The organism is Pseudomonas sp. RU47, assembly GCF_004011755.1.
GTDB lineage: Bacteria > Pseudomonadota > Gammaproteobacteria > Pseudomonadales > Pseudomonadaceae > Aquipseudomonas.
In genome coordinates this window covers 6,226,824-6,246,852 of the sequence record NZ_CP022411.1, presented here as the reverse complement: position 1 = coordinate 6,246,852, position 20,029 = coordinate 6,226,824, and the positions used below count along the sequence as shown (strand labels likewise).

At 60.9% G+C, this 20,029-nt stretch carries 17 protein-coding genes; 8 read left to right on the top strand and 9 right to left on the bottom strand.

Annotated features, from left to right (window positions below):
• Positions 1–7: 7 nt before the first annotated feature.
• Entirely contained in the window at positions 8–694 is a 687-nt protein-coding gene (locus CCX46_RS28630) for a YggS family pyridoxal phosphate-dependent enzyme (protein WP_127930108.1), read from the bottom strand.
• Positions 695–750: 56 nt separating this feature from the next.
• Here CCX46_RS28630 and CCX46_RS28625 point away from each other — a divergent pair, with 56 nt between their 5' ends.
• Positions 751–1,785: a type IV pilus twitching motility protein PilT gene (locus tag CCX46_RS28625; protein ID WP_095049465.1), complete on the top strand. Its 1,035-nt coding sequence runs from the start codon at positions 751–753 to the stop codon at positions 1,783–1,785.
• A 125-nt stretch (positions 1,786–1,910) separates the two neighbouring features.
• Here CCX46_RS28625 and CCX46_RS28620 read toward each other — a convergent pair whose 3' ends face one another.
• Positions 1,911–2,528: a C40 family peptidase gene (locus tag CCX46_RS28620; protein ID WP_127930107.1), complete on the bottom strand. Its 618-nt coding sequence runs from the start codon at positions 2,526–2,528 to the stop codon at positions 1,911–1,913.
• A gap of 248 nt (positions 2,529–2,776) precedes the next feature.
• On the opposite strand from CCX46_RS28620, the gene CCX46_RS28615 reads away from it, so the two are divergent.
• Complete coding sequence (locus CCX46_RS28615; RefSeq protein ID WP_110718026.1) at positions 2,777–3,208, top strand: NINE protein; 432 nt, start codon at positions 2,777–2,779, stop codon at positions 3,206–3,208.
• Positions 3,209–3,301: 93 nt separating this feature from the next.
• On the opposite strand, the gene CCX46_RS28610 is transcribed toward CCX46_RS28615, so the two are convergent.
• From CCX46_RS28610 to gshB, 7 genes are all read right to left on the bottom strand, one after another.
• A complete protein-coding gene (locus CCX46_RS28610; protein WP_127930106.1) occupies positions 3,302–4,573 on the bottom strand; it encodes a dihydroorotase in 1,272 nt (423 codons plus the stop codon).
• Positions 4,570–5,574 carry an aspartate carbamoyltransferase catalytic subunit gene (locus CCX46_RS28605; protein ID WP_007913665.1) on the bottom strand — a complete coding sequence of 335 codons (1,005 nt, stop codon included), beginning with the start codon at positions 5,572–5,574 and terminating at the stop codon, positions 4,570–4,572. The genes CCX46_RS28610 and CCX46_RS28605 overlap by 4 nt, the downstream gene beginning before the upstream one ends.
• A gap of 27 nt (positions 5,575–5,601) precedes the next feature.
• The gene (gene pyrR, locus CCX46_RS28600; RefSeq protein WP_064116261.1) at positions 5,602–6,108 is read right to left on the bottom strand and encodes a bifunctional pyr operon transcriptional regulator/uracil phosphoribosyltransferase PyrR; all 507 of its coding nucleotides are present in this window, start codon (positions 6,106–6,108) and stop codon (positions 5,602–5,604) included.
• 80 nt (positions 6,109–6,188) lie between these two features.
• Positions 6,189–6,626, bottom strand: a complete 438-nt coding sequence (gene ruvX / locus CCX46_RS28595; RefSeq protein ID WP_008077844.1) for a Holliday junction resolvase RuvX — start codon at positions 6,624–6,626, stop codon at positions 6,189–6,191.
• Positions 6,626–7,198 carry a YqgE/AlgH family protein gene (locus CCX46_RS28590; protein ID WP_016985971.1) on the bottom strand — a complete coding sequence of 191 codons (573 nt, stop codon included), beginning with the start codon at positions 7,196–7,198 and terminating at the stop codon, positions 6,626–6,628. Before CCX46_RS28590 ends, ruvX begins: the two co-directional genes overlap by 1 nt.
• 172 nt (positions 7,199–7,370) lie before the next feature.
• Positions 7,371–8,270 (bottom strand): energy transducer TonB, encoded by a 900-nt coding sequence (locus tag CCX46_RS28585; protein WP_038358807.1) that lies wholly within the window; start codon positions 8,268–8,270, stop codon positions 7,371–7,373.
• 107 nt (positions 8,271–8,377) lie between these two features.
• Positions 8,378–9,349, bottom strand: coding sequence for a glutathione synthase (gene gshB, locus CCX46_RS28580; RefSeq protein ID WP_127930105.1), 972 nt, complete (start codon positions 9,347–9,349; stop codon positions 8,378–8,380).
• Between the two features lie 225 nt (positions 9,350–9,574).
• On the opposite strand from gshB, the gene pilG reads away from it, so the two are divergent.
• From pilG to CCX46_RS28545, 6 genes are all read left to right on the top strand, one after another.
• Positions 9,575–9,979 (top strand): twitching motility response regulator PilG, encoded by a 405-nt coding sequence (gene pilG / locus CCX46_RS28575; RefSeq protein WP_007913673.1) that lies wholly within the window; start codon positions 9,575–9,577, stop codon positions 9,977–9,979.
• A gap of 60 nt (positions 9,980–10,039) precedes the next feature.
• On the top strand, positions 10,040–10,405 hold the full coding sequence (gene pilH / locus CCX46_RS28570) for a twitching motility response regulator PilH (protein WP_127930104.1): 366 nt from the start codon (positions 10,040–10,042) through the stop codon (positions 10,403–10,405).
• Positions 10,406–10,415: 10 nt separating this feature from the next.
• Positions 10,416–10,955, top strand: a complete 540-nt coding sequence (locus tag CCX46_RS28565; RefSeq protein WP_122604417.1) for a chemotaxis protein CheW — start codon at positions 10,416–10,418, stop codon at positions 10,953–10,955.
• Between the two features lie 154 nt (positions 10,956–11,109).
• Entirely contained in the window at positions 11,110–13,155 is a 2,046-nt protein-coding gene (locus CCX46_RS28555; protein WP_016985966.1) for a methyl-accepting chemotaxis protein, read from the top strand.
• A gap of 11 nt (positions 13,156–13,166) precedes the next feature.
• On the top strand, positions 13,167–19,064 hold the full coding sequence (locus CCX46_RS28550) for an Hpt domain-containing protein (RefSeq protein WP_127930103.1): 5,898 nt from the start codon (positions 13,167–13,169) through the stop codon (positions 19,062–19,064).
• Positions 19,057–19,527 carry a chemotaxis protein CheW gene (locus CCX46_RS28545; protein WP_127930102.1) on the top strand — a complete coding sequence of 157 codons (471 nt, stop codon included), beginning with the start codon at positions 19,057–19,059 and terminating at the stop codon, positions 19,525–19,527. Before CCX46_RS28550 ends, CCX46_RS28545 begins: the two co-directional genes overlap by 8 nt.
• The last annotated feature ends 502 nt before the right edge of the window (positions 19,528–20,029 follow it).

Sequence of the window (20,029 nt, the reverse complement as noted above, 5' to 3'; positions counted from 1 at the left end):
GAAACGTTCAAGATTGGGAATAGTCGCGCGCGCCAAACAGGGCCGTACCGATACGAACCCAGGTGGCGCCTTGGGCGATGGCCGACTCAAGGTCGTGGCTCATGCCCATGGAAAGTGTGTCGAGCAGAAGGCCAAGACTCGCCTGCAAGCGCTGCACGGCAGCAAAAGCGGCGTCTTGCTCGGCGCGATCGTCGGTCGGCTCGGGAATCGCCATCAGCCCGCGCAGTTTCAGCCGGGGCAGGGCGCTGATGGCTTCGGCCAGCGCCGGCAGATCAGCCGGGGTGCAGCCGGATTTGCTGGCTTCACCGCTGACGTTGACCTGAATACAGATGTTCAGCGGCGGCAGTTCAGCCGGGCGCTGTTCGGACAGACGTTGAGCGATTTTCAGGCGATCCACGGAATGCACCCAGTCGAAATGCTCGGCGATGGCGCGAGTCTTGTTCGATTGAATGGGGCCGATGAAGTGCCAGATCAAGGGCAGGTCGGCCAGTTCGAGCTGTTTGCCCAGCGCTTCCTGCAGGTAGTTCTCGCCAAAGTCACGCAGGCCGGCGGCATACGCCTCGCGCAGGGCTGCGGCGGGCTTGGTCTTGCTCACGGCGAGCAACTGGACGCTGTTTTCAGGACGGTGTGCGGCTTGGATCGCGGTCTGGATGCGCGAACCAACCTGAAGAATGTTGTCTGCTATCGTGGACATCAAGAGGCGCCGGCGGTCTGAAGGTTCGCGGCATTCTACTGGAATTGAGGAGCGCTATGGATATCACTGAACTGCTGGCATTCAGCGCCAAACAGGGAGCTTCCGACCTGCACCTGTCGGCCGGTCTGCCGCCGATGATCCGCGTCGATGGCGATGTGCGGCGGATCAATCTGCCGGCGCTGGATCACAAGCAAGTGCATGAACTGATCTACGACATCATGAACGACACCCAGCGGGTCGACTTCGAGAAACATCTGGAAACCGACTTTTCCTTTGAAGTGCCGGGTGTCGCGCGGTTCCGGGTTAACGCCTTCAACCAGAACCGTGGCGCTGGCGCCGTATTCCGTACCATTCCGTCGAAAGTGCTGAGCATGGAAGACCTCGCCATGGGCGACGTCTTCCGCAAGATCACCGACGCCCCGCGGGGGCTGGTGCTGGTCACCGGGCCGACCGGTTCGGGCAAGTCGACCACGCTGGCGGCGATGATCGATTACCTCAACACTCACCGTCATCACCATATCCTGACTATTGAAGACCCGATCGAGTTTGTTCACGAATCGCGCAAATGCCTGATCAATCAGCGCGAAGTCCATCGTGATACCCGTAGTTTCGCCACCGCTCTGCGCTCGGCGTTGCGCGAAGACCCGGACGTGATTCTGGTCGGCGAGATGCGTGACCTGGAAACCATTCGCCTGGCACTGACCGCAGCCGAAACCGGGCATCTGGTGTTCGGCACGCTGCACACCACCTCAGCGGCGAAAACCATCGACCGCGTGGTCGACGTGTTCCCCGGCGACGAGAAGTCGATGGTGCGCTCGATGCTGTCGGAGTCGTTGCTGGCAGTGGTCTCGCAGACGCTGATCAAGAAGATCGGCGGCGGGCGAGTGGCGGCGCACGAGATCATGCTGGGCACGTCGGCGATCCGTAACCTGATCCGCGAGGACAAGGTCGCGCAGATGTACTCGGCGATTCAGACGGGTGGGTCGTTGGGGATGCAGACACTGGACATGTGCCTGAAGGATCTGCTGACCAAGGGTTTGATCAGTCGCGAACATGCGCGGGAGAAGGCGCGTACGCCGGATAATTTCTGAGGAAGTGATCGTTCCCACGCTCTGCGTGGGAATGCAGCCCGGGACGCTCTGCGTCCCTGCCGAAGCGGACGCGGAGCGTCCATTGAGGCATCCCCACGCGGAGCGTGGGAACGATCGGTATGGTGTTAGCGCTGAACCACGCGCATCTGGCTTTGTTCTTTCGGCAACACGCGCTTGGCCACTACGTAGTGCTGCTGCCAGTACGGCTTGTTCAACGTATCGATGCTCACCGCTTTGCCACGACGAGGCGCGTGGATGAAGCGGTCGTTGCCCAGGTAGATGGCAACGTGGTTGACCCGACGGCTCTTGATGTTGAAGAAAATCAGGTCGCCCGGCTTCAGATCCTTGCGCTCGACTTTCTCGCCGTGACCGCTGGCCATGGCGTTCGAGGTGCGTGGCAGGTCGAATGTAGCGTCGTTGAACGCGTATTTCACCAGACCGCTGCAATCGAAACCTTTACTTGGGCTGCTGCCGCCCCAACGATAAGGTGTACCGAGGACGTTTACCGCACGGCTCAGCACATTGCTGCTTTCCTTGCTCGCCATCGGTGGCACCAGCTTGCTGTGGCTCTTGCTGCTCAGCGTGGTGGTTTTGCCTTTGCTGCTTTTGCTCGATGGAGCCGAAGCATGGGATTTAGGGGTGAAGCCGTTAACGTTGGGAAGACGTTGCTCACGATTGGTGGCGTGGGCGGCCAGTGGCATTAATAGGCAGATGGTTAGCCATGTCTTGAAAAATGGTCGCATTAGGCGTGGCTCTTCAGTGATAGCGCGCAACTTTATAACAGAGTTTTTTTTCATTCCGAGTCCGTTGGTCGATTCAGTTGGCAGCCAACGGAACCAAATAAGCGGCAAATGGACGCAATTGTCGGACAGAAGTCAGGTGCTATAAGGCTTTGACGGTAGCAACGGTAACATTTGCCGTACGTCGGCTACCTGTAAAAAAGTCACAAAGAATTCAAGAATATTTATCTATCGCGTGAATCGAGGTCTTCATGAACCCCTATCAACAATTTGTTCAGCAGCAAGATACGCACAGCAAAATCATCGGTTATCTGCTGTGGATTTTCGGTTTTACCGGCGCTCACCGCTTCTACTACGGCAAGCCGGTGACCGGGACGATCTGGTTCTTCACCTTGGGTTTGCTGGGCATTGGCTGGCTGATCGACCTGTTCTTGATCCCGGCAATGGATCGCGAAGCGGATCTGCGTTTTACCGCCGGGCCGATCGAGTACAACGTGGCGTGGATTCTGCTGACGTTTCTCGGAGCATTGGGTGTGCACCGGATGTATCAGGGGAAATGGATCAGTGGCCTGATCTATCTGCTGACGGGCGGGTTGTTCTTTCTGGGTGTGCTGTATGACTTCTGGACGCTGAATGATCAGGTCTCGGTGCGTAACGCCGAAGGCAGAGGCGCCTTCCAGTAAAGCTTCGCGAGCAAGCTCGCTCCCACAGGGGATTTGTGTCGTTCACAGATCCAGTGTGGGAGCGAGCCTGCTCGCGAAAGGGGCGACGCGGTATCAAGCCTGGTGACTGATCCGCCCGTCCACCAGCGTGTAGCGAACCACACCCGGCAAAGTGTGCCCAATGAACGGGCAGTTCTCACCCTTCGACAACCAGTTTTCACCGGCCACCGTCGAAGCCTGCGGATCGAACAGCACGATATCCGCCGCCCCACCCACCGCCAGTTTGCCAGCCGGCAGACGCAGCGCTTCAGCCGGGCCTGCGCTCAAACGCGCCAGCAGCGTCGGCAGATCCAGCAAACCATCCTCCACCAGCGTCATCGCCAATGGCAGCAACAGCTCAACACTGCTGATGCCCGGCTCGGTCGCGCCGAACGGTGCCAGTTTGGCGTCACGTTCGTGTGGCTGGTGATGGCTGGAAATCGCCGAGATCACCCCGGACTTCACTGCCTCTCGCAGACCGTCGCGGTCAGCACGCGTACGCAGCGGCGGTTGCACGTGATAGAGGCTGCTGAAGTCGATCAACGCTTCGTCAGTCAGAATCAGCTGATACAGCGCGACATCCGCCGTCACTTTCAAACCACGCGCCTGCGCCTGAGCAATCAGGGCAACACCGCGAGCACTGGTCAACTGGCTGAAATGCGCACGCACGCCGGTCTGCTCGACCAGCAACAGATCACGGGCCAATGCCACGGTTTCAGCGGTTTCCGGAATCCCCGGCAGGCCGAGGAAACTGGCGACGGCGCCTTCGTGGGCCAAGCCACCTTCAGCCAAATCATGATCCTGCGAGTTGAAAATCACCGTCAGGTCGAAGGTGGCTGCGTATTCCAGCGCCCGGCACAGGGTGCGGGTGTTGCGGAAACTCTCCAGACCGTTGCCGAACGCCACGCAACCAGCGTCGCGCAGGGCCACCAGCTCTGCCAGTTGCTCGCCGTCCAGACCTTTGCTCAGCGCGCCGATCGGAAACACTTTGGTGTTGCCGGCCTCGCGTGCGCGGTCGAGGATCAGTTCGGCGACAGCGGAGGTGTCTAGCACCGGTTTGGTTTTCGGCGGGCAGCACAGGCTGGTCACGCCACCGGCGGCCGCTGCGCGGGTTTCGCTGATGATCGAGCCTTTGCGGCTGTAACCCGGCTCACGCAGGGCCACGTTCAGATCAACGAGGCCCGGAGCGGCGACAAGGCCTTGGGCATCAATGGTTTCTACTGCCGTGAAACCCACTGGGGCCGCGCCGAGGGCGACGATCTTGCAGGCTTCAACGTGAATGTCGGTGATTTGATCCAGGCCGCTGCTTGGATCGATGACGCGTGCGCCGAGAATGCTGAGCTTCACTGGGCGTTCTCCTGCTCGAATTGGCGCTGGGCCGTTTGCCCGCTCATGGCCATGGACAGCACAGCCATACGAATCGCGATGCCGTAGGTCACCTGATTGAGGATCACCGAGTGCGGGCCGTCGGCCACTGCTGACTCGATTTCCACGCCACGGTTGATCGGCCCCGGGTGCATGACGATGCAATCGGGTTTGGCCCCGGCCAGACGCGCGGTGGTCAGGCCGAACAGGCGGTAGAACTCGCCTTCGCTCGGCAGCAGGCCGCCGGTCATGCGTTCACGCTGCAGGCGCAGCATGATCACCACGTCGACGTCTTTCAGGCCTTCGGTCATGTCGGTGTAGACCTTCACGCCGTATTGCTCGATGCCGATCGGCAGCAGGGTTTTCGGCGCGATTACGCGGATGTCCGGGCAACCGAGGGTCTTCAGCGCGAGCATGTTCGAGCGCGCAACCCGCGAGTGCAGGATGTCGCCAACGATGGCCACCGAGAGGTTTTCAAAGCCGCCCTTGTGCCGACGGATGGTGAGCATGTCGAGCATGCCCTGCGTCGGGTGGGCGTGACGGCCGTCGCCGCCGTTGATGATCGCCACTTGCGGGCAAACATGCTCGGCGATGAAGTGCGCGGCACCGGAATCACCGTGGCGCACGACGAACATGTCGGCGGCCATGGCTTCAAGGTTGCGCAAGGTGTCGAGCAGGGTTTCGCCCTTGCTTGCCGACGAGGTCGACACGTTCAGGGTGATCACGTCCGCCGACAGCCGCTGGGCCGCCAGTTCGAAGGTGGTGCGGGTGCGCGTGGAGTTTTCGAAGAACACGTTGCACACGGTCTTGCCGCGCAGCAACGGGACTTTCTTCACCGCCCGGGCACCGACTTCTAGAAACGAGTCGGCAGTGTCGAGGATTTCCGTCAGCAACTCGCGGCGCAGGCCGTCGAGCGAGAGGAAGTGGCGCAGCTGGCCCTGATCATTGAGCTGCAGCGGGCGCTTGGTATCTAGAGGCGTCATCGCGAAGGGGACTCTCAATAGGGCGGATTAAAGGTTGAAGTCTTGCAGTTCGAGCGTCAGCGGCTCGGGGCCCGACAGCTTCACCCGTTCATGTGCGGCCAGCGACAGCGTCGCGCCGACCACGTTCGGGCGGATCGGCAGCTCGCCGGCGTCGAGGTCGAGCAGGCAGACCAGGGTCACGCTGGCCGGGCGGCCGTAGTCGAACAATTCGTTCATGGCGGCGCGGATGGTACGGCCGCTCATCAATACGTCGTCGATCAGCACCAGATGCTGGCCTTCGATCTCGAAGGGCAGGGCGGACGGGCGCACTTGCGGGTGCAGGCCGTTCTGGCTGAAGTCGTCGCGGTAGAAAGAAACATCCAGCGTGCCCAGTGGCGCGTCGCTGCCCAGTTCCTTGAGCAAGGCCTGCGCGACCCAGATGCCGCCGGTGCGAATGCCGATGTAACGCGGTTCAGTGATGTCACGCTGGGCAAGGTGCGCCTTGAGGCGGGTCGCCATCTGGCTGATCAGATCGGCGGGATTTGGCAGGCTCATGGTTGCTCCTTGTTGGGGGCGAGTCGGGTCCTTGGACACGACTCGGTTTTTCACTCAAAAGAAAAGCGCCGAAGCGCTTGTCAGGATTCAAACAATGCAGTGTTTTCATCGAGCCAGCCCTGCAACAGCAGAGCGGCGGCGATGGCGTCCACCGGGTTGTCGCGGTAACTGCCCTTTTGGCCGCCACGGACCAGACGCTCGCCCTTGGCCTCGAAGGTGGTCAGGCGTTCGTCGTGGGTATAGAAGGGCACGTTGAAGCGGCCATTGAGGCGGCGGGCGAATTTTTCCGCGCGCAGGCACATTTCGCTCGGCGTGCCGTCCATGTTCAGCGGCAGGCCGACGACCACAGCGTCGGGCTTCCATTCTTTTATAAGGGCTTCGACCTGGTTCCAGTCCGGCACACCGTTTTGTGCCTTCAAGGTGCACAGCTCACGGGCCTGGCCGGTAATCACCTGGCCGACCGCGACGCCGATCTGTTTGGTGCCGTAGTCGAAACCGAGAATCAGGCGCAGGGCCATCAGGCGTGACCTGCCTGGCTGGTCAGCAGGCTGAGGTTGATCCCCAAATGCCTGGCCGCCGCTTCCAGACGCAGTTCGCTGCTGGTGTTGAACAGGATATCGGCGTCGTACGGGCAGTTCAGCCAGGCGTTGTCGGCGAGTTCCGCTTCCAGCTGCCCGGCTTCCCAACCGGCGTAACCGAGGGCAATCAGGCTTTTCGCCGGGCCGACGCCGTCCGCGATGGCGAACAGCACGTCCTGCGAAGTCGACAGGGCCAGATCGCCGTCCAGCTGCGCGGTGGCCTGGAAGGTTTTCCCCGCTGGATGCAGGACAAAACCGCGATCGGTCTGCACCGGCCCGCCGATAAAGATCGGTACGTGTTGGCAGAGTGCTGGCGGGTCGATGTCCGGGCGCAGCTGCTCAAGGATGTCGGCCAGATTCAGCTCTTGCGGCCGGTTGACCACAATCCCCATAGCGCCATTGGCCGTGTGCTCGACGATGTAGGTCAAGGTGTGGGCAAAGTTCGGGTCGGCCATGTGTGGCATGGCGATCAGGAATTGATGCTTGAGGTAGCTGGGGCTGACGTTTTTCATGTGCGCTAGTGTGGCGTTCGGGGGGCAAACTGACAAGCTGGAGATGCAGGTGACACACCGATCCAATGTGGGAGCGAGCCTGCTCGCGAAAGCGGTGGATCAGTCACATCAATGTTGAATGACACACCGCATTCGCGAGCAGGCTCGCTCCCACAGGGGATTTGCGGTGTATTCAATTGCTCGAGAGCTTGTCGCCCCGGGCGAATTTCCAGGTACGAATGATTTCCAGACGGTCGATATCCGACAAGTCCCCGGTAAACGGGGCAAACGGTGCCGCCAGTCGGACGATACGCTGCGCCGCCTGATCCAGCAGCGGCTGCCCGGACGATTCCAGCACCAGCACTTCATACAGCGAGCCGTCGCGGTTGATCGAAACCATCAGGCGCAAATTGCCGTAGATCTGCTTGCGCCGTGCTTCCTCGGGGTAATTGAGGTTGCCGATGCGTTCGACCTTCTTGCGCCAGTCATCCTTGTACCAGGCACCCTTGTCACGCATGGTCGACGCCGCGCTCAAGCGGTGAATACGCGGACGCTTGGCGTACAGCTGTTGTTCCTTGGCCAGTTCGGCTTCAAGGCTGGCGATGTCACTGGACAGCTGCGAGCTGTCGAATTCCGGCGCATCAACCGTCGGTTTGACCTCGGTCTTGCTTTCTTCTTTCTTGGTCGGCGCTTTTTTCGGTTTCGGCGCAACCGTGGTCACCGCAGCCTTCGGCGCAGCTTCCTGCACTTCCGGTTTGGCGGCCGGTGGCGGCGTGACTTTCTTGACCTGATTGTCCTGGAACGGCGCCACTTCAGTGGTCTTGGGGATCGCCTTCTTGTCCAGCGTGCCGCTGCCTTCCTGATGCTCTTGGGCGAGAAAGTCAGCCTTCTCTGGCTTCTTTTCGCTTTTGAAGGTGGCGAGGGTGATTTCCAGGGTTTTGCTGATTTGCTTGGGCTCGACCATCGTGAAGCCGACGCCGAGCAGCAGCGCCAAGTGGATCAGCGCTGCGAGAAACAGGGTAAAACCGAGGCGATCGGCCGGGCGCACGCCACGGTGGGCGAGTTCTGCGGGCAGATCGGACGGGAGGGTCATGACAAGAAAACCAACATCGCGTTTTTCAGAGGCTGCGCATGATAACGCAATGTTGGTTTCACGCCTTGGGCTTCACGCTTCAAGCGACAGACTGCATGTGACGTGCATCAAGCTTGTGGCATTTTGCCGGCGGCCTGCAGCTTCTTGGCGATCGCGTCCATCAACAGGCCGCCGATATCGGTGCCAAAGGCATTGTCGATTTCACGGATGCAGGTCGGGCTGGTGACGTTGATTTCGGTCAGGCTTTCACCGATCACGTCGAGACCGACGAACAGCAGGCCTTTCTCACGCAGGGTCGGACCGACTTGAGCAGCGATCCAGCGATCCTTTTCAGTCAGCGGACGCGCTTCGCCACGACCACCGGCAGCGAGGTTGCCACGGGTTTCGCCCTGCGCCGGAATCCGCGCCAGGCAGTAATCCACCGGCTCGCCGTCGATCATCAGGATGCGTTTGTCGCCGTCCTTGATCGCTGGCAGGTAGGCCTGGCCCATGATCTGCTGGCCACCGAGGGCGGTCAGGGTTTCCAGAATCACCGACAGGTTCGGATCGCCCGCACGGTGACGGAAGATCGAGGTGCCGCCCATGCCGTCCAGTGGCTTGAGGATCACGTCACCGTGCTTGGCGGCGAATTCGCGCAGCACGTCGGCGCGGCGGCTGACGATGGTGGGCGGCGTGCACTGCGGGAACAGCGTGGCGAACAGCTTTTCATTGCAGTCGCGCAGGCTTTGCGGCTTGTTCACCACCAGCACGCCAGCGGTTTCGGCCTGTTCGAGCAGGTAGGTGGAGTAGACGAACTCCATGTCGAACGGCGGATCCTTGCGCATCAGGATCACGTCCAGATCGCTCAGCAGGTTGTCCTGCTCGGCGTCCAGTTCGAACCATTTTTCCGGGTTGGCGAAGACTTTCAGCGGCTTCATCCGCGCCCGTGCCTGACCTTCACCCTGATACAGGTCGCGTTGTTCCATATAGAACAGTTCCCAGCCGCGCTTCTGCGCGGCCAGCAGCATGGCCAGCGAGCTATCCTTTTTATAGGAGATGCTGGCGATAGGGTCCATGACAATCCCGACGCGAACGCTCATTGGGTTTTCCTCGAAAATTGGCTACCGGATCGGTATTGAAAAAGTGCCGCCAGAGTGGCGCCGGGCGGGTTTTCGGTCAAGGAAAAACCCGTCGATAGATTGCATCTGGAGACTGTGCTAAAAAGGCTGCCATGCCGTGCTGGCCCTTGAGCATCAAGGGTTTCCAGCCATCAGTCATCGCAAAACGGACAATTTGATTCGCAAAGGCGACGGTAGAGCCCTCTTATGGAACAGCAGTCCAGCGCCTTGAAGGTCATGGTGATCGACGACTCGAAAACGATTCGTCGCACCGCCGAAACCTTGTTGAAGAATGTCGGGTGCGAAGTAATCACGGCGATCGACGGTTTCGACGCTTTGGCGAAGATCGCCGACAACCATCCCGGGATCATTTTTGTCGACATCATGATGCCGCGTCTGGATGGTTATCAGACCTGCGCTTTAATCAAGAACAACAGTGCGTTCAAGGCCACGCCGGTGATCATGCTGTCATCGCGTGACGGGCTGTTCGACAAGGCCAAGGGGCGGATTGTCGGTTCTGATCAATTTTTGACCAAGCCTTTCAGCAAGGAAGAACTGCTCAACGCGATCCAGGCCCATGTTCCGGGCTTCGCCGCCGTTTTGCCGCAGTAAGACACGTACAGTGACGCTCGGTCAGCGGGCCGCGCGTCGACAAGAAAAATGGGGAAAACCATGGCACGTATCCTGATCGTCGATGATTCGCCGACTGAAATGTACAAACTCACCGGCATGCTCGAAAAGCACGGCCATGAAGTGCTGAAGGCCGAAAACGGCGCCGACGGCGTGGCCCTGGCCCGTCAGGAAAAACCCGACGCGGTATTGATGGACATCGTCATGCCCGGCCTCAATGGTTTTCAGGCGACTCGTCAACTGACCAAAGACCCGGAAACCGGACACATCCCGGTGATCATCATCACCACCAAGGATCAGGAAACCGACAAGGTCTGGGGCACCCGCCAGGGCGCCAAGGACTACCTGACCAAACCGGTCGACGAAGACACCCTGATCAAGACCCTGAACAACGTGCTGAACGGTTGATCGCGCGACCATGAGCGAGTCGCTGACCGCGTTCGAACTGCTCTGGCAAATCGACCAGCGCTGCCGCTTGCTGGCGGCGGACCTGCCGTCGCAAGCGGCGCGCCAGGATCGCTGGAGCGGTATCGGCTTTCGCCTCGGCGAGCATTGGTATGTGGCGCCGATGGGCGAAGTCAGCGAAGTGCTGCACGAACCGCGCTTCACCCAGTTGCCCGGGGTCAAGCCGTGGGTCAAAGGCGTGGCTAACCTGCGCGGGCGGCTGTTGCCGATCATGGATCTGTGCGGTTTCTTCGGCCATGAGCTGTCGCCGTTGCGTAAACAGCGGCGGGTGTTGGTGGTCGAGCATGGCGATGTGTTTGCCGGGTTGATGGTCGATGAAGTCATTGGCTTGCAGCACTTTGAACAGGACAGCTTCGAACCGATCTCGATCAGCAAGCGCCAGGGCTCCAAGGCCGAGTTCGTCAAAGGCTATTTTCGGCGCGAGCAGAACTGGCGGGTGTTCAGCCTGTTTGCCCTGGCCAAATCCCCGGTGTTCATGAGCGTCGCGATATAACAGATTCAACACCGTCCCCTGTGGGAGCGAGCCTGCTCGCGAAGAGGGCGTGTCAGGCAAGATAAATATTGGCTGACCCAGCGCTTTCGCGAGCAGGCTCGCTCCCACAGGGATTGCAGCAGGCCTCAAAGGTTTGGGTTAAGGGCGAGGACCGATGACAAAAGCAAAAACAGGCAAGCCAGCGGAAGGATCGCGCAGTCGCTCGCAGATCATCGTGCTGTTCATCGCACTGATCGTGTTCATCATGCTGCTGTTCGCCAACTTCGCTTACCTCAACACCCAGGCGAACTACGACAAACAGTACATCGGCCACGCCGGTGAGCTGCGCGTGCTCTCGCAACGCATTGCCAAAAACGCTACCGAAGCCGCCGCCGGCAAGGCGGCCGCGTTCAAGTTGCTCAGCGATGCGCGCAACGATTTCGCCCAGCGCTGGGGTTACCTGAAAAAAGGCGACCCGGCCACCGGCCTGCCGCCGGCACCCGCCACCGTGCGCCCGGAAATGCGTGCCGTGCAGCTGGATTGGGAGCGCCTGCTGAAAAACACCGACGCCATCCTCTCCAGCGAACAGACCGTGCTGTCGTTGCATCAGGTCGCCGCGACCCTGGCCGAAACCGTGCCGCAGTTGCAGATCGAATACGAAAAAGTCGTCGAAATCCTCCTCCAGCGTGGTGCCCCGGCCGCGCAAGTAGCGATGGCCCAGCGTCAGTCGCTGCTGGCCGAACGCATTCTCGGCGCGGTCAACACCGTGCTCGCCGGCGACGAAAACTCCCAGCAAGCCGCCGATGCCTTCGGCCGCGACGCCACCCGTTTCGGCCAAGTGCTCAACGGCATGCTGCAAGGTAACCCGGCGCTGAAAATCAGCCAGGTCGAAGACCGCGACGCTCGTGCGCGTTTGAGCGAAATCTCCGAGCTGTTCCAGTTTGTCTCCGGCTCCGTCGATGAAATCCTCGAAACCTCGCCGGAGCTGTTCAAGGTTCGTGAATCGGCGAGCAACATCTTCAGCCTCTCGCAAACCCTGCTCGACGAAGCCTCGCACCTGGCGACTCGCTTCGAAAACCTTGCCGGCGGACGCAATACCGACACCATCGGTGGCTACGTCCTCGGTTTGCTGGCGCTGGCCTCGATCATCCTTATCGGTCTGGTGATGGTCCGGGAAACCAATCGTCAGTTGCGTGAAACCGCCGAGAAGAACGAGCGCAATCAGAACGCGATCATGCGCCTGCTCGATGAAATCGAAGACCTCGCCGATGGTGACCTTACCGTGACCGCCTCGGTGACCGAAGACTTCACCGGTACCATCGCCGACTCGATCAACTACTCCGTCGACCAACTGCGCGATCTGGTTGCGACCATCAACCTCACCGCCGGCCAGGTCGCCGCAGCGGTGCAGGAAACCCAGGCCACCGCCATGCATCTGGCCCAGGCCTCGGAGCATCAGGCCCAGCAGATTTCCGAAGCGTCGACGGCGATCAGTGACATGGCCGAATCCATCGATCAGGTCTCGGCCAACGCCGCCGAGTCTTCAGCGGTAGCCGAGCGCTCCGTGGAAATCGCCAACAAGGGCAACGAGGTGGTGCACAACACCATCCACGGCATGGACAACATTCGCGAACAGATCCAGGACACCGCCAAACGCATCAAGCGTCTCGGCGAGTCGTCGCAGGAAATCGGCGACATCGTCAGCCTGATCGACGACATTGCCGACCAGACCAACATCCTCGCCCTCAATGCGGCAATTCAGGCGTCGATGGCCGGTGATGCCGGGCGCGGTTTTGCCGTGGTCGCCGACGAAGTGCAGCGACTGGCCGAACGCTCGTCCGCTGCTACCCGGCAGATCGAAACGCTGGTGCGGGCGATTCAGACCGACACCAATGAAGCCGTGATTTCCATGGAGCAAACCACCACCGAAGTGGTGCGCGGCGCGCGACTGGCGCAGGATGCCGGTGTGGCCCTGGAAGAAATCGAAGGCGTATCGAAGACCCTCGCGGCGCTGATTCAAAGCATCTCCAACGCCGCGCAGCAGCAGACGTCCTCGGCCGGGCAGATTTCCCTGACGATGAACGTGATCCAGCAGATCACCTCGCAGACCTCGTCCGGCTCCACGGCCACTGCGGAAAGCATCGGTAACCTGGCGAAAATGGCCAGTCAGTTACGCCGTTCGGTGTCCGGCTTCACCTTGCCGGCGGCGGAAAAAGTGTGATCGGAGCGGTTATGGGTGACCGGCATGACTACGTGGCCCTCGAATGGGTCAAAGGCGAAATTGCCGAAACGCTGAGACAGGCGCATCAGGCGATTGAAGCCGTGCTCGACGATCCGCAGGCCTTCCCGGGGCTGGACGAGTGCCTGGCATACATCCATCAGGTCCACGGCAGCCTGCAGATGGTCGAGTTCTACGGCGCAGCGTTGCTCGCCGAAGAAATGGAACATCTGGTCGAAGCCTTGCAGCACGAGCGCGTCAGCCATCGCGACGAAGCGCTGCACCTGTTACTGCAAGCCCTCGGGCAATTGCCGATCTACCTCGACCGCGTGCAGAGCGCCCGACGTGATTTGCCGCTGGTGGTGTTGCCGCTGATCAACGATCTGCGCAGCGCCCGTGGCGAAAGCCTGCTCTCGGAAACCAGTCTGTTCAGCCCGCAACTGCCCGAGCTGGCGCCATTGAACGCGCAAGCGCTGGCACTGCTGGAACCGGCAGAACTGCCGAACGTGCTGCGCAAATTACGGCAGATGCTGCAAATGGCCCTGGTCGGTTTGCTGCGCGAGCAGGATGACCAGACCCACCTCGGGTATCTGGCGAAAGTCTTCACCCGCCTCGAAGCGCTGAGCGGCGATGCGCCCCTGAGCCCGTTGTGGCAAGTCGCTTCGGCGCTGGTCGAAGGCATGCGCGAAGGCGTGATTGCCAACAGCCCGGCGCTGCGTAGCCTGTTCAAGGACGCCGACAAAGAGCTCAAGCGCTTGCTCGAGCAAGGCATGACTGGCCTCAACCAAGCGCCCCCGGCGGAGCTGCTGAAAAGCCTGTTGTTCTATATTGCCAAAGCCGAACATCCCACCGGGCAGATGCTGACCATGAAAGATCGCTACTCGCTGGACGACGCGTTGCCCGACAGCGCGATGGTCGACGAAGAACGCGCGCGCCTGGCCGGCCCCGACCGCGATGCGATGCGCTCGGTGCTGGCGGCGCTGTGCGAAGAGCTGGTGCGGGTCAAGGAACGCCTCGACCTGTTCGTGCGCAGCGACCGCCAGCACACCTCGGATCTGGAGAGCTTGCTGGCACCGCTGCGGCAAATCGCCGACACGTTGGCCGTGCTCGGTTTTGGCCAACCGCGCAAAGTCATCATCGATCAATTGGCCGTGGTGCTCAGCCTTGCCCAAGGCCAGCGCGAACCGAATGACGCGATCCTGATGGACGTTGCCGGTGCGCTGCTTTACGTCGAAGCGACACTGGCCGGAATGGTCGGCACCGTCGAGCCGGAAAGACCGGAAGATTCGCGCCTGCCGACCACCGACCTGACGCAGATCCATCAGATCGTCATCAAGGAAGCACGCATCTGCCTGCAACAGGCCAAGGACATGATCGTCGACTACATCGACGCCGATTGGGATCGCCAGCACCTGCAACCGCTGCCGGCGCTGCTGACTCAGGTGCGCGGTGCGCTGGCGATGATTCCGTTGAACCGGGCGGCGAGTCTGGTCGAAGCCTGCAACGGTTTTATCCGCGAGCATTTGCTGCATGATCCGCATGAGCCGGGCTGGGAACAACTTGATCATCTGGCCGATGTCATCAGCAGCCTCGAGTATTACCTCGAACGTCTGAGCGACGATCCGCAGGCGCCGAGCGAGCAGTTGCTGGATGTCGCGCAGAAGTCTCTTGCGAGTCTGGGTTTCTTTCCAAATGAGCCGCATGTGCCCGTGCTCGAAGACGTGCTTAGCCCCAGCGAAGCGCTGGTGATGCAGGACATGCAGGCGCTCGATGATCCGGAAACCGTACAGTCGCTGGCCGACGTTCTGGCCAGCCCGGTTTCTGCGGTTAACCCGCCAGCGCTGATCACCCCCGGCAGCCTGATGCCGCCACCGGCCGATGAAGAACCGGTCGACGACGAATTGCGCGAAGTGTTCCTCGAAGAGACCGACGAAGTCCTCGAAGTCCTCCACGAATACCTGCCGCGCTGGACCGCCAATCCGCAGGATCGCGACGCGCTGACTGAACTGCGTCGCGCCTTCCACACTTTGAAGGGCAGCGGGCGCATGGTCCGTGCGCTGATCCTCGGCGAGCTGGCCTGGGCGGTGGAAAACCTGCTCAACCGCGTGCTCGAACAAAGCGTCGAACCCGGCTCAGTGGTGCAGCAACTGCTCACCGAAACGGTGCTGTTGCTGCCCGAGTTGATCAACGAGTTCGCCACCAATAGTCAGCGTCAACGCAGCGATGTCGACCAACTTGCTGCCCGCGCACATGCCTTGGCCAAGGGTGACGAACCACTGGCGGCCGAAGACGTCGACGATGTGGCGGCGCTCGATCCGTTGTTGCTGGAGATCTTCCGCAACGAAGCCGAAACGCACCTCGCCAGCCTCAACCGTTTTCTCGATCAGGCCGCCGAACACGTACCGTTGCAAGCCAGCGACGAGTTGCAGCGCGCCTTGCACACGCTCAAGGGCAGCGCCTCGATGGCCGGCGTATTGCCGATTGCCGAACTCGCTGCACCGCTCGATCAACTGGCCCGCGAGTTCAAGGCGCACCAGTTGCCGCTGGACCTCGACGAAGTGGAGTTGCTGCTCGAAGCCGAGGGCCTGTTCCGCGTCGGCCTGCGTCAGCTCAAGCACGATCCGCTGGCGCCGATTGTCGGTGCGCAGTCGCTGATCAAGCGCTCGGAAACCCTGCTCGCCGAGCGTCTGGCGTCGATCCTCGATGCGCCCAATACCGGCCTGCGGATCAAGCGCGATCCGCAACTGATCAATAACTTCCTCGCCCAGGGCATGGACATCCTGCTCGATGCGGAGAGCCTGTTGCAGCGCTGGCAGCAACACCCCGGCGAGCGTCAGGAACTCAGCGCGCTGCTGGATGAGCTGACCACCCTTGGCGAAGGCGCGCATCTGGCCGATCTGCTGCCAGTCGATGTGTTGTGCGAAGCCTTGCTCGACCTGTATGGCGCGGTGGAAGAAAGCAGTCTGGCGGTCAGCGAACAGTTTTTCCGCGAAGCGCAGAACGCCCACGAAGCACTGATCAACATGCTCGACGAACTGGCTGCCGGGCAGGAAGTCACGCCACAGCCAGAGCGGATTCGTGCCTTGCATGATCTGCTCGATGAGAGTCTCGACCCGTCGTCGATGGGCCTTATTCGCAGCGATGGCAGCCGCACCTTGAGCATCCGTGAACTGGGCAGCGCCACCGCCGAGTTGCAGCAAAAGGCAACCGCGCTTGAGCCCGATGACGAGATCGTCGAGATCTTCCTTGAAGAGGCCGTGGACATTCTCGACAGCTCAGGCCAAGCCTTGCAGCGCTGGCTCAGCGACCCGGACAACACAGCGCCACTGTCCTCGTTGCAACGGGATTTGCATACGCTCAAGGGCGGCGCGCGGATGGCTGAAGTCGAGGCCATTGGCGATCTGGCCCAGGAGCTGGAAAGCCTTTACGAAGGCTTGGTCGATCGTCGCTACCACTACAGCGAAAGCCTGGGGCGTTTGCTGCTCAAGAGCCATGACCGCTTGGCGTTGATGCTTGATCAGTTGCAAAACCATCAGCCGCTGACCCCGGCGCAGGATCTGATCGACACGATTCGTCAGCTACGTCAGGGCCACAGTGTCGCCGAAGCGCCGCCAGCAATAGCCGAGCACGACAGCGCTGGCCACGACCCGGAGCTGATGGAGATCTTCCTCGAAGAAGGTTTCGACATCATCGAAAACTCTGGCGCCGCGCTGCTGCGCTGGCAGGCGGAGCCGGGCAATCGTCAGGAAGTGGAAACCCTGCTGCGCGATCTGCACACCCTCAAGGGCGGCGCGCGGATGGTCGAGATCGGCCCGATCGGCGACCTCGCCCATGAGCTGGAATACCTTTACGAAAGTCTTTCCAGCGGCGCTTTGCAGCCGTCGGCGGAGCTGTTTGCGCTGGTGCAGCGCGGGCATGATCGCTTGGCGCAAATGCTCGATGGCGTGCGCGCCGGGCAACCGTGCCCACCGGCCGATCGGCTGATCAACGCGATCCAGAATTTCAGCCATCCGGTGACGGTAGAAACGCCGCCAGTGCTACCTGTGCCGGTCAAGACTGACGCGGCGCCGCCGGCTGCCGACGCTGGCGCGGACATGGTCAAGGTCTCCGCCGAACTGCTTGATGAACTGGTCAATCTGGCCGGTGAAACCTCGATTTTCCGTGGCCGTATCGAACAGCAGGTCAACGACGCACAGATCGCGCTGAACGAGATGGAAACCACCATCGAACGGATGCGCGATCAGTTGCGCCGTCTCGACACTGAAACTCAGGGGCGGATTCTCAGCCGTCAGCAAGTCGATGCCGAACGCCTCGGCTACGAAGAATTCGATCCGTTGGAAATGGATCGCCATTCGCAGTTGCAGCAACTGTCGCGGGCGCTGTTCGAATCCGCCTCCGACTTGCTCGATCTCAAGGAAACCCTCGACCGCCGCAATCACGACGCCGAGAACCTGTTGCAGCAACAGGGCCGCATCAACACCGAATTGCAGGAAGGCCTGATGCGCACGCGCATGGTGCCGTTCGAGCGCATGTTGCCGCGCCTCAAACGCATCGTCCGTCAGGTCGCTGAAGAGCTGAACAAAGACGTCGCCTTCGTCATTGGCAACGCTGAAGGCGAGATGGATCGCAACGTCCTCGAACGCATGGCCGCGCCGCTGGAACACATGCTGCGCAACGCCGTCGACCACGGTCTGGAGTCCGCCGAAGTGCGGCTGGCGGCGGGTAAACCGGCGCAAGGTCAGATCAGCCTCGATCTGTCGCGCGAGGGCGGTGACATCGTTTTCGACATTCGCGATGACGGTGCCGGGGTGCCGCTGGAAGCCGTGCGGCGCAAAGCAATCAAGCGTGGATTGCTCGCACCGAATGCCGAGATCAGCGACCGCGACGTGTTGCAGTTCATCCTCCAGCCGGGATTCTCGACCGCCGAAAAAATCACGCAGATTTCCGGACGTGGCGTCGGCATGGACGTGGTGCACGAAGAAGTGCGGCAACTCGGCGGCAGCATGAGCATCGACTCGGTGCCGGGGCAGGGCGTGCATTTCCGCATTCGGCTGCCGTTCACCGTGTCGGTCAACCGCGCGTTGATGGTGCAGTGTGGCGAGGATCAATATGCGATTCCGCTGAACACCATCGAAGGCATCGTCCGCGTGTTGCCGAATGATCTGGAAGCTTACTTCCGGGTTGATCCGCCGCGCTATCAGTACGGCGGCCAGACCTATGAACTGTGCTACCTCGGCGAACTGCTGAAAACCGCGCCACGACCGAAACTGCTGGGGCAGAACCTGCCGTTGCCGGTGCTGCTGGTGCACTACAACGACCGGCGCATCGCCGTGCTGGTGGATACCATGGCCGGCACCCGCGAGATCGTGGTCAAAAGCCTTGGCGCGCAATTCGCGGCGGTGCAGGGCGTGTCCGGGGCGACGATTCTCGGCGATGGCCGGGTGGTGCTGATTCTCGATCTGCTCGCGCCGATTCGGGCGATGCAGGCGCGGGTTGTGCAGGCGCCGACGCTGCCGGAGATCGACAGCGAACCGCACAAACCGCTGCTGGTGATGGTGGTCGACGACTCGGTCACCGTGCGCAAGGTCACCAGCCGTTTGCTCGAACGCCACGGCATGAACGTGCTGACCGCCAAGGACGGTGTCGACGCCATGCTGCTCCTGGAAGAACACATGCCCGACCTGATGCTGCTCGACATCGAAATGCCGCGCATGGACGGCTTCGAAGTCGCCACCCAGGTGCGCAATGACGAACGCCTGCAACACCTGCCGATCATCATGATCACTTCGCGCACCGGGCAGAAACACCGCGACCGCGCGATGGCCATCGGCGTTAACGACTACCTCGGCAAGCCGTATCAAGAGTCGGTGCTGCTTGAAAGCATTGCCCAGTGGAGCAAGAAACATGCATGAGCGCCGGCACAATCAGCGCAGCAGCCAACTGACCGGGTTGCTGCTGCCGTTGGCGGATCGTAATTTGATCCTGCCTAACGTCGCTGTCGCTGAGTTGATTGATTACCAGGCCAGCGCCTTCGATCTGGACACGCCGCCGTGGTACCTGGGGCGCGTGAAGTGGCGCGAGCGGCAGATTCCGTTGCTGAGTTTTGAATCGGCGTGCGGGCAGAAAATCGTCATTGGCGAGCGCGCGCGGATCGTGATTTTGAATGCGCTGGGCGGGTTGCCGGAGCTGAAGTTCATTGCCCTGCTGGTGCAGGGGATTCCGCGGTCGTACAAGCTCGACAGTCAGTTGAGTTATGTCGATGTGCCGTTGTGTTCGCTGGAGCAGGCAGCGGTGCAGGTCGGGGAGCAGGTGGCGAAGGTGCCGGATTTGCTTGGGTTGGAGAAGTTGTTGGTGGATGCTGGGCTGATCCACTGATTCAGAATTTTCATTGGCCTGACTGGCCTCATCGCGAGCAGGCTCACTCCTACATTTGGAATGCATTCCCCTGTAGGAGTGAGCCTGCTCGCGATAGCGCCTGCGGCATCCACCAAAATCCGACAGACAAATCCTCAATCCCCGCAGCGCAATAAACGCATCCAGGCACATCTGTTTAAAGACACCCGGTGTTACGGCTCCCTAGCCTACAAATCCTTGCGCCGCTGCCTACGCATGCACCAGAATCCGCCGGCTTGTGCGCCTTTGGCAGGCTGCGTAACTTGATTCCGTCACTGATTTCCAGTGATCGGGTTTAGCAGCCCGTGGTTAATCTAAGGGTGCACATACATCATCGTCAGGCTCAACGCCTGCATTCGATGGCGGCTGTGCGCAGGGCGCTTCGGCGCGCCGGCTTCCTTAGGTTCCCCGGTCTGCTAACCTGCGTTCAGCTGCCACCCCTTCTTTTAGCAGAGAAGCGGTTCCAGCTTAATTTCGGAACCTG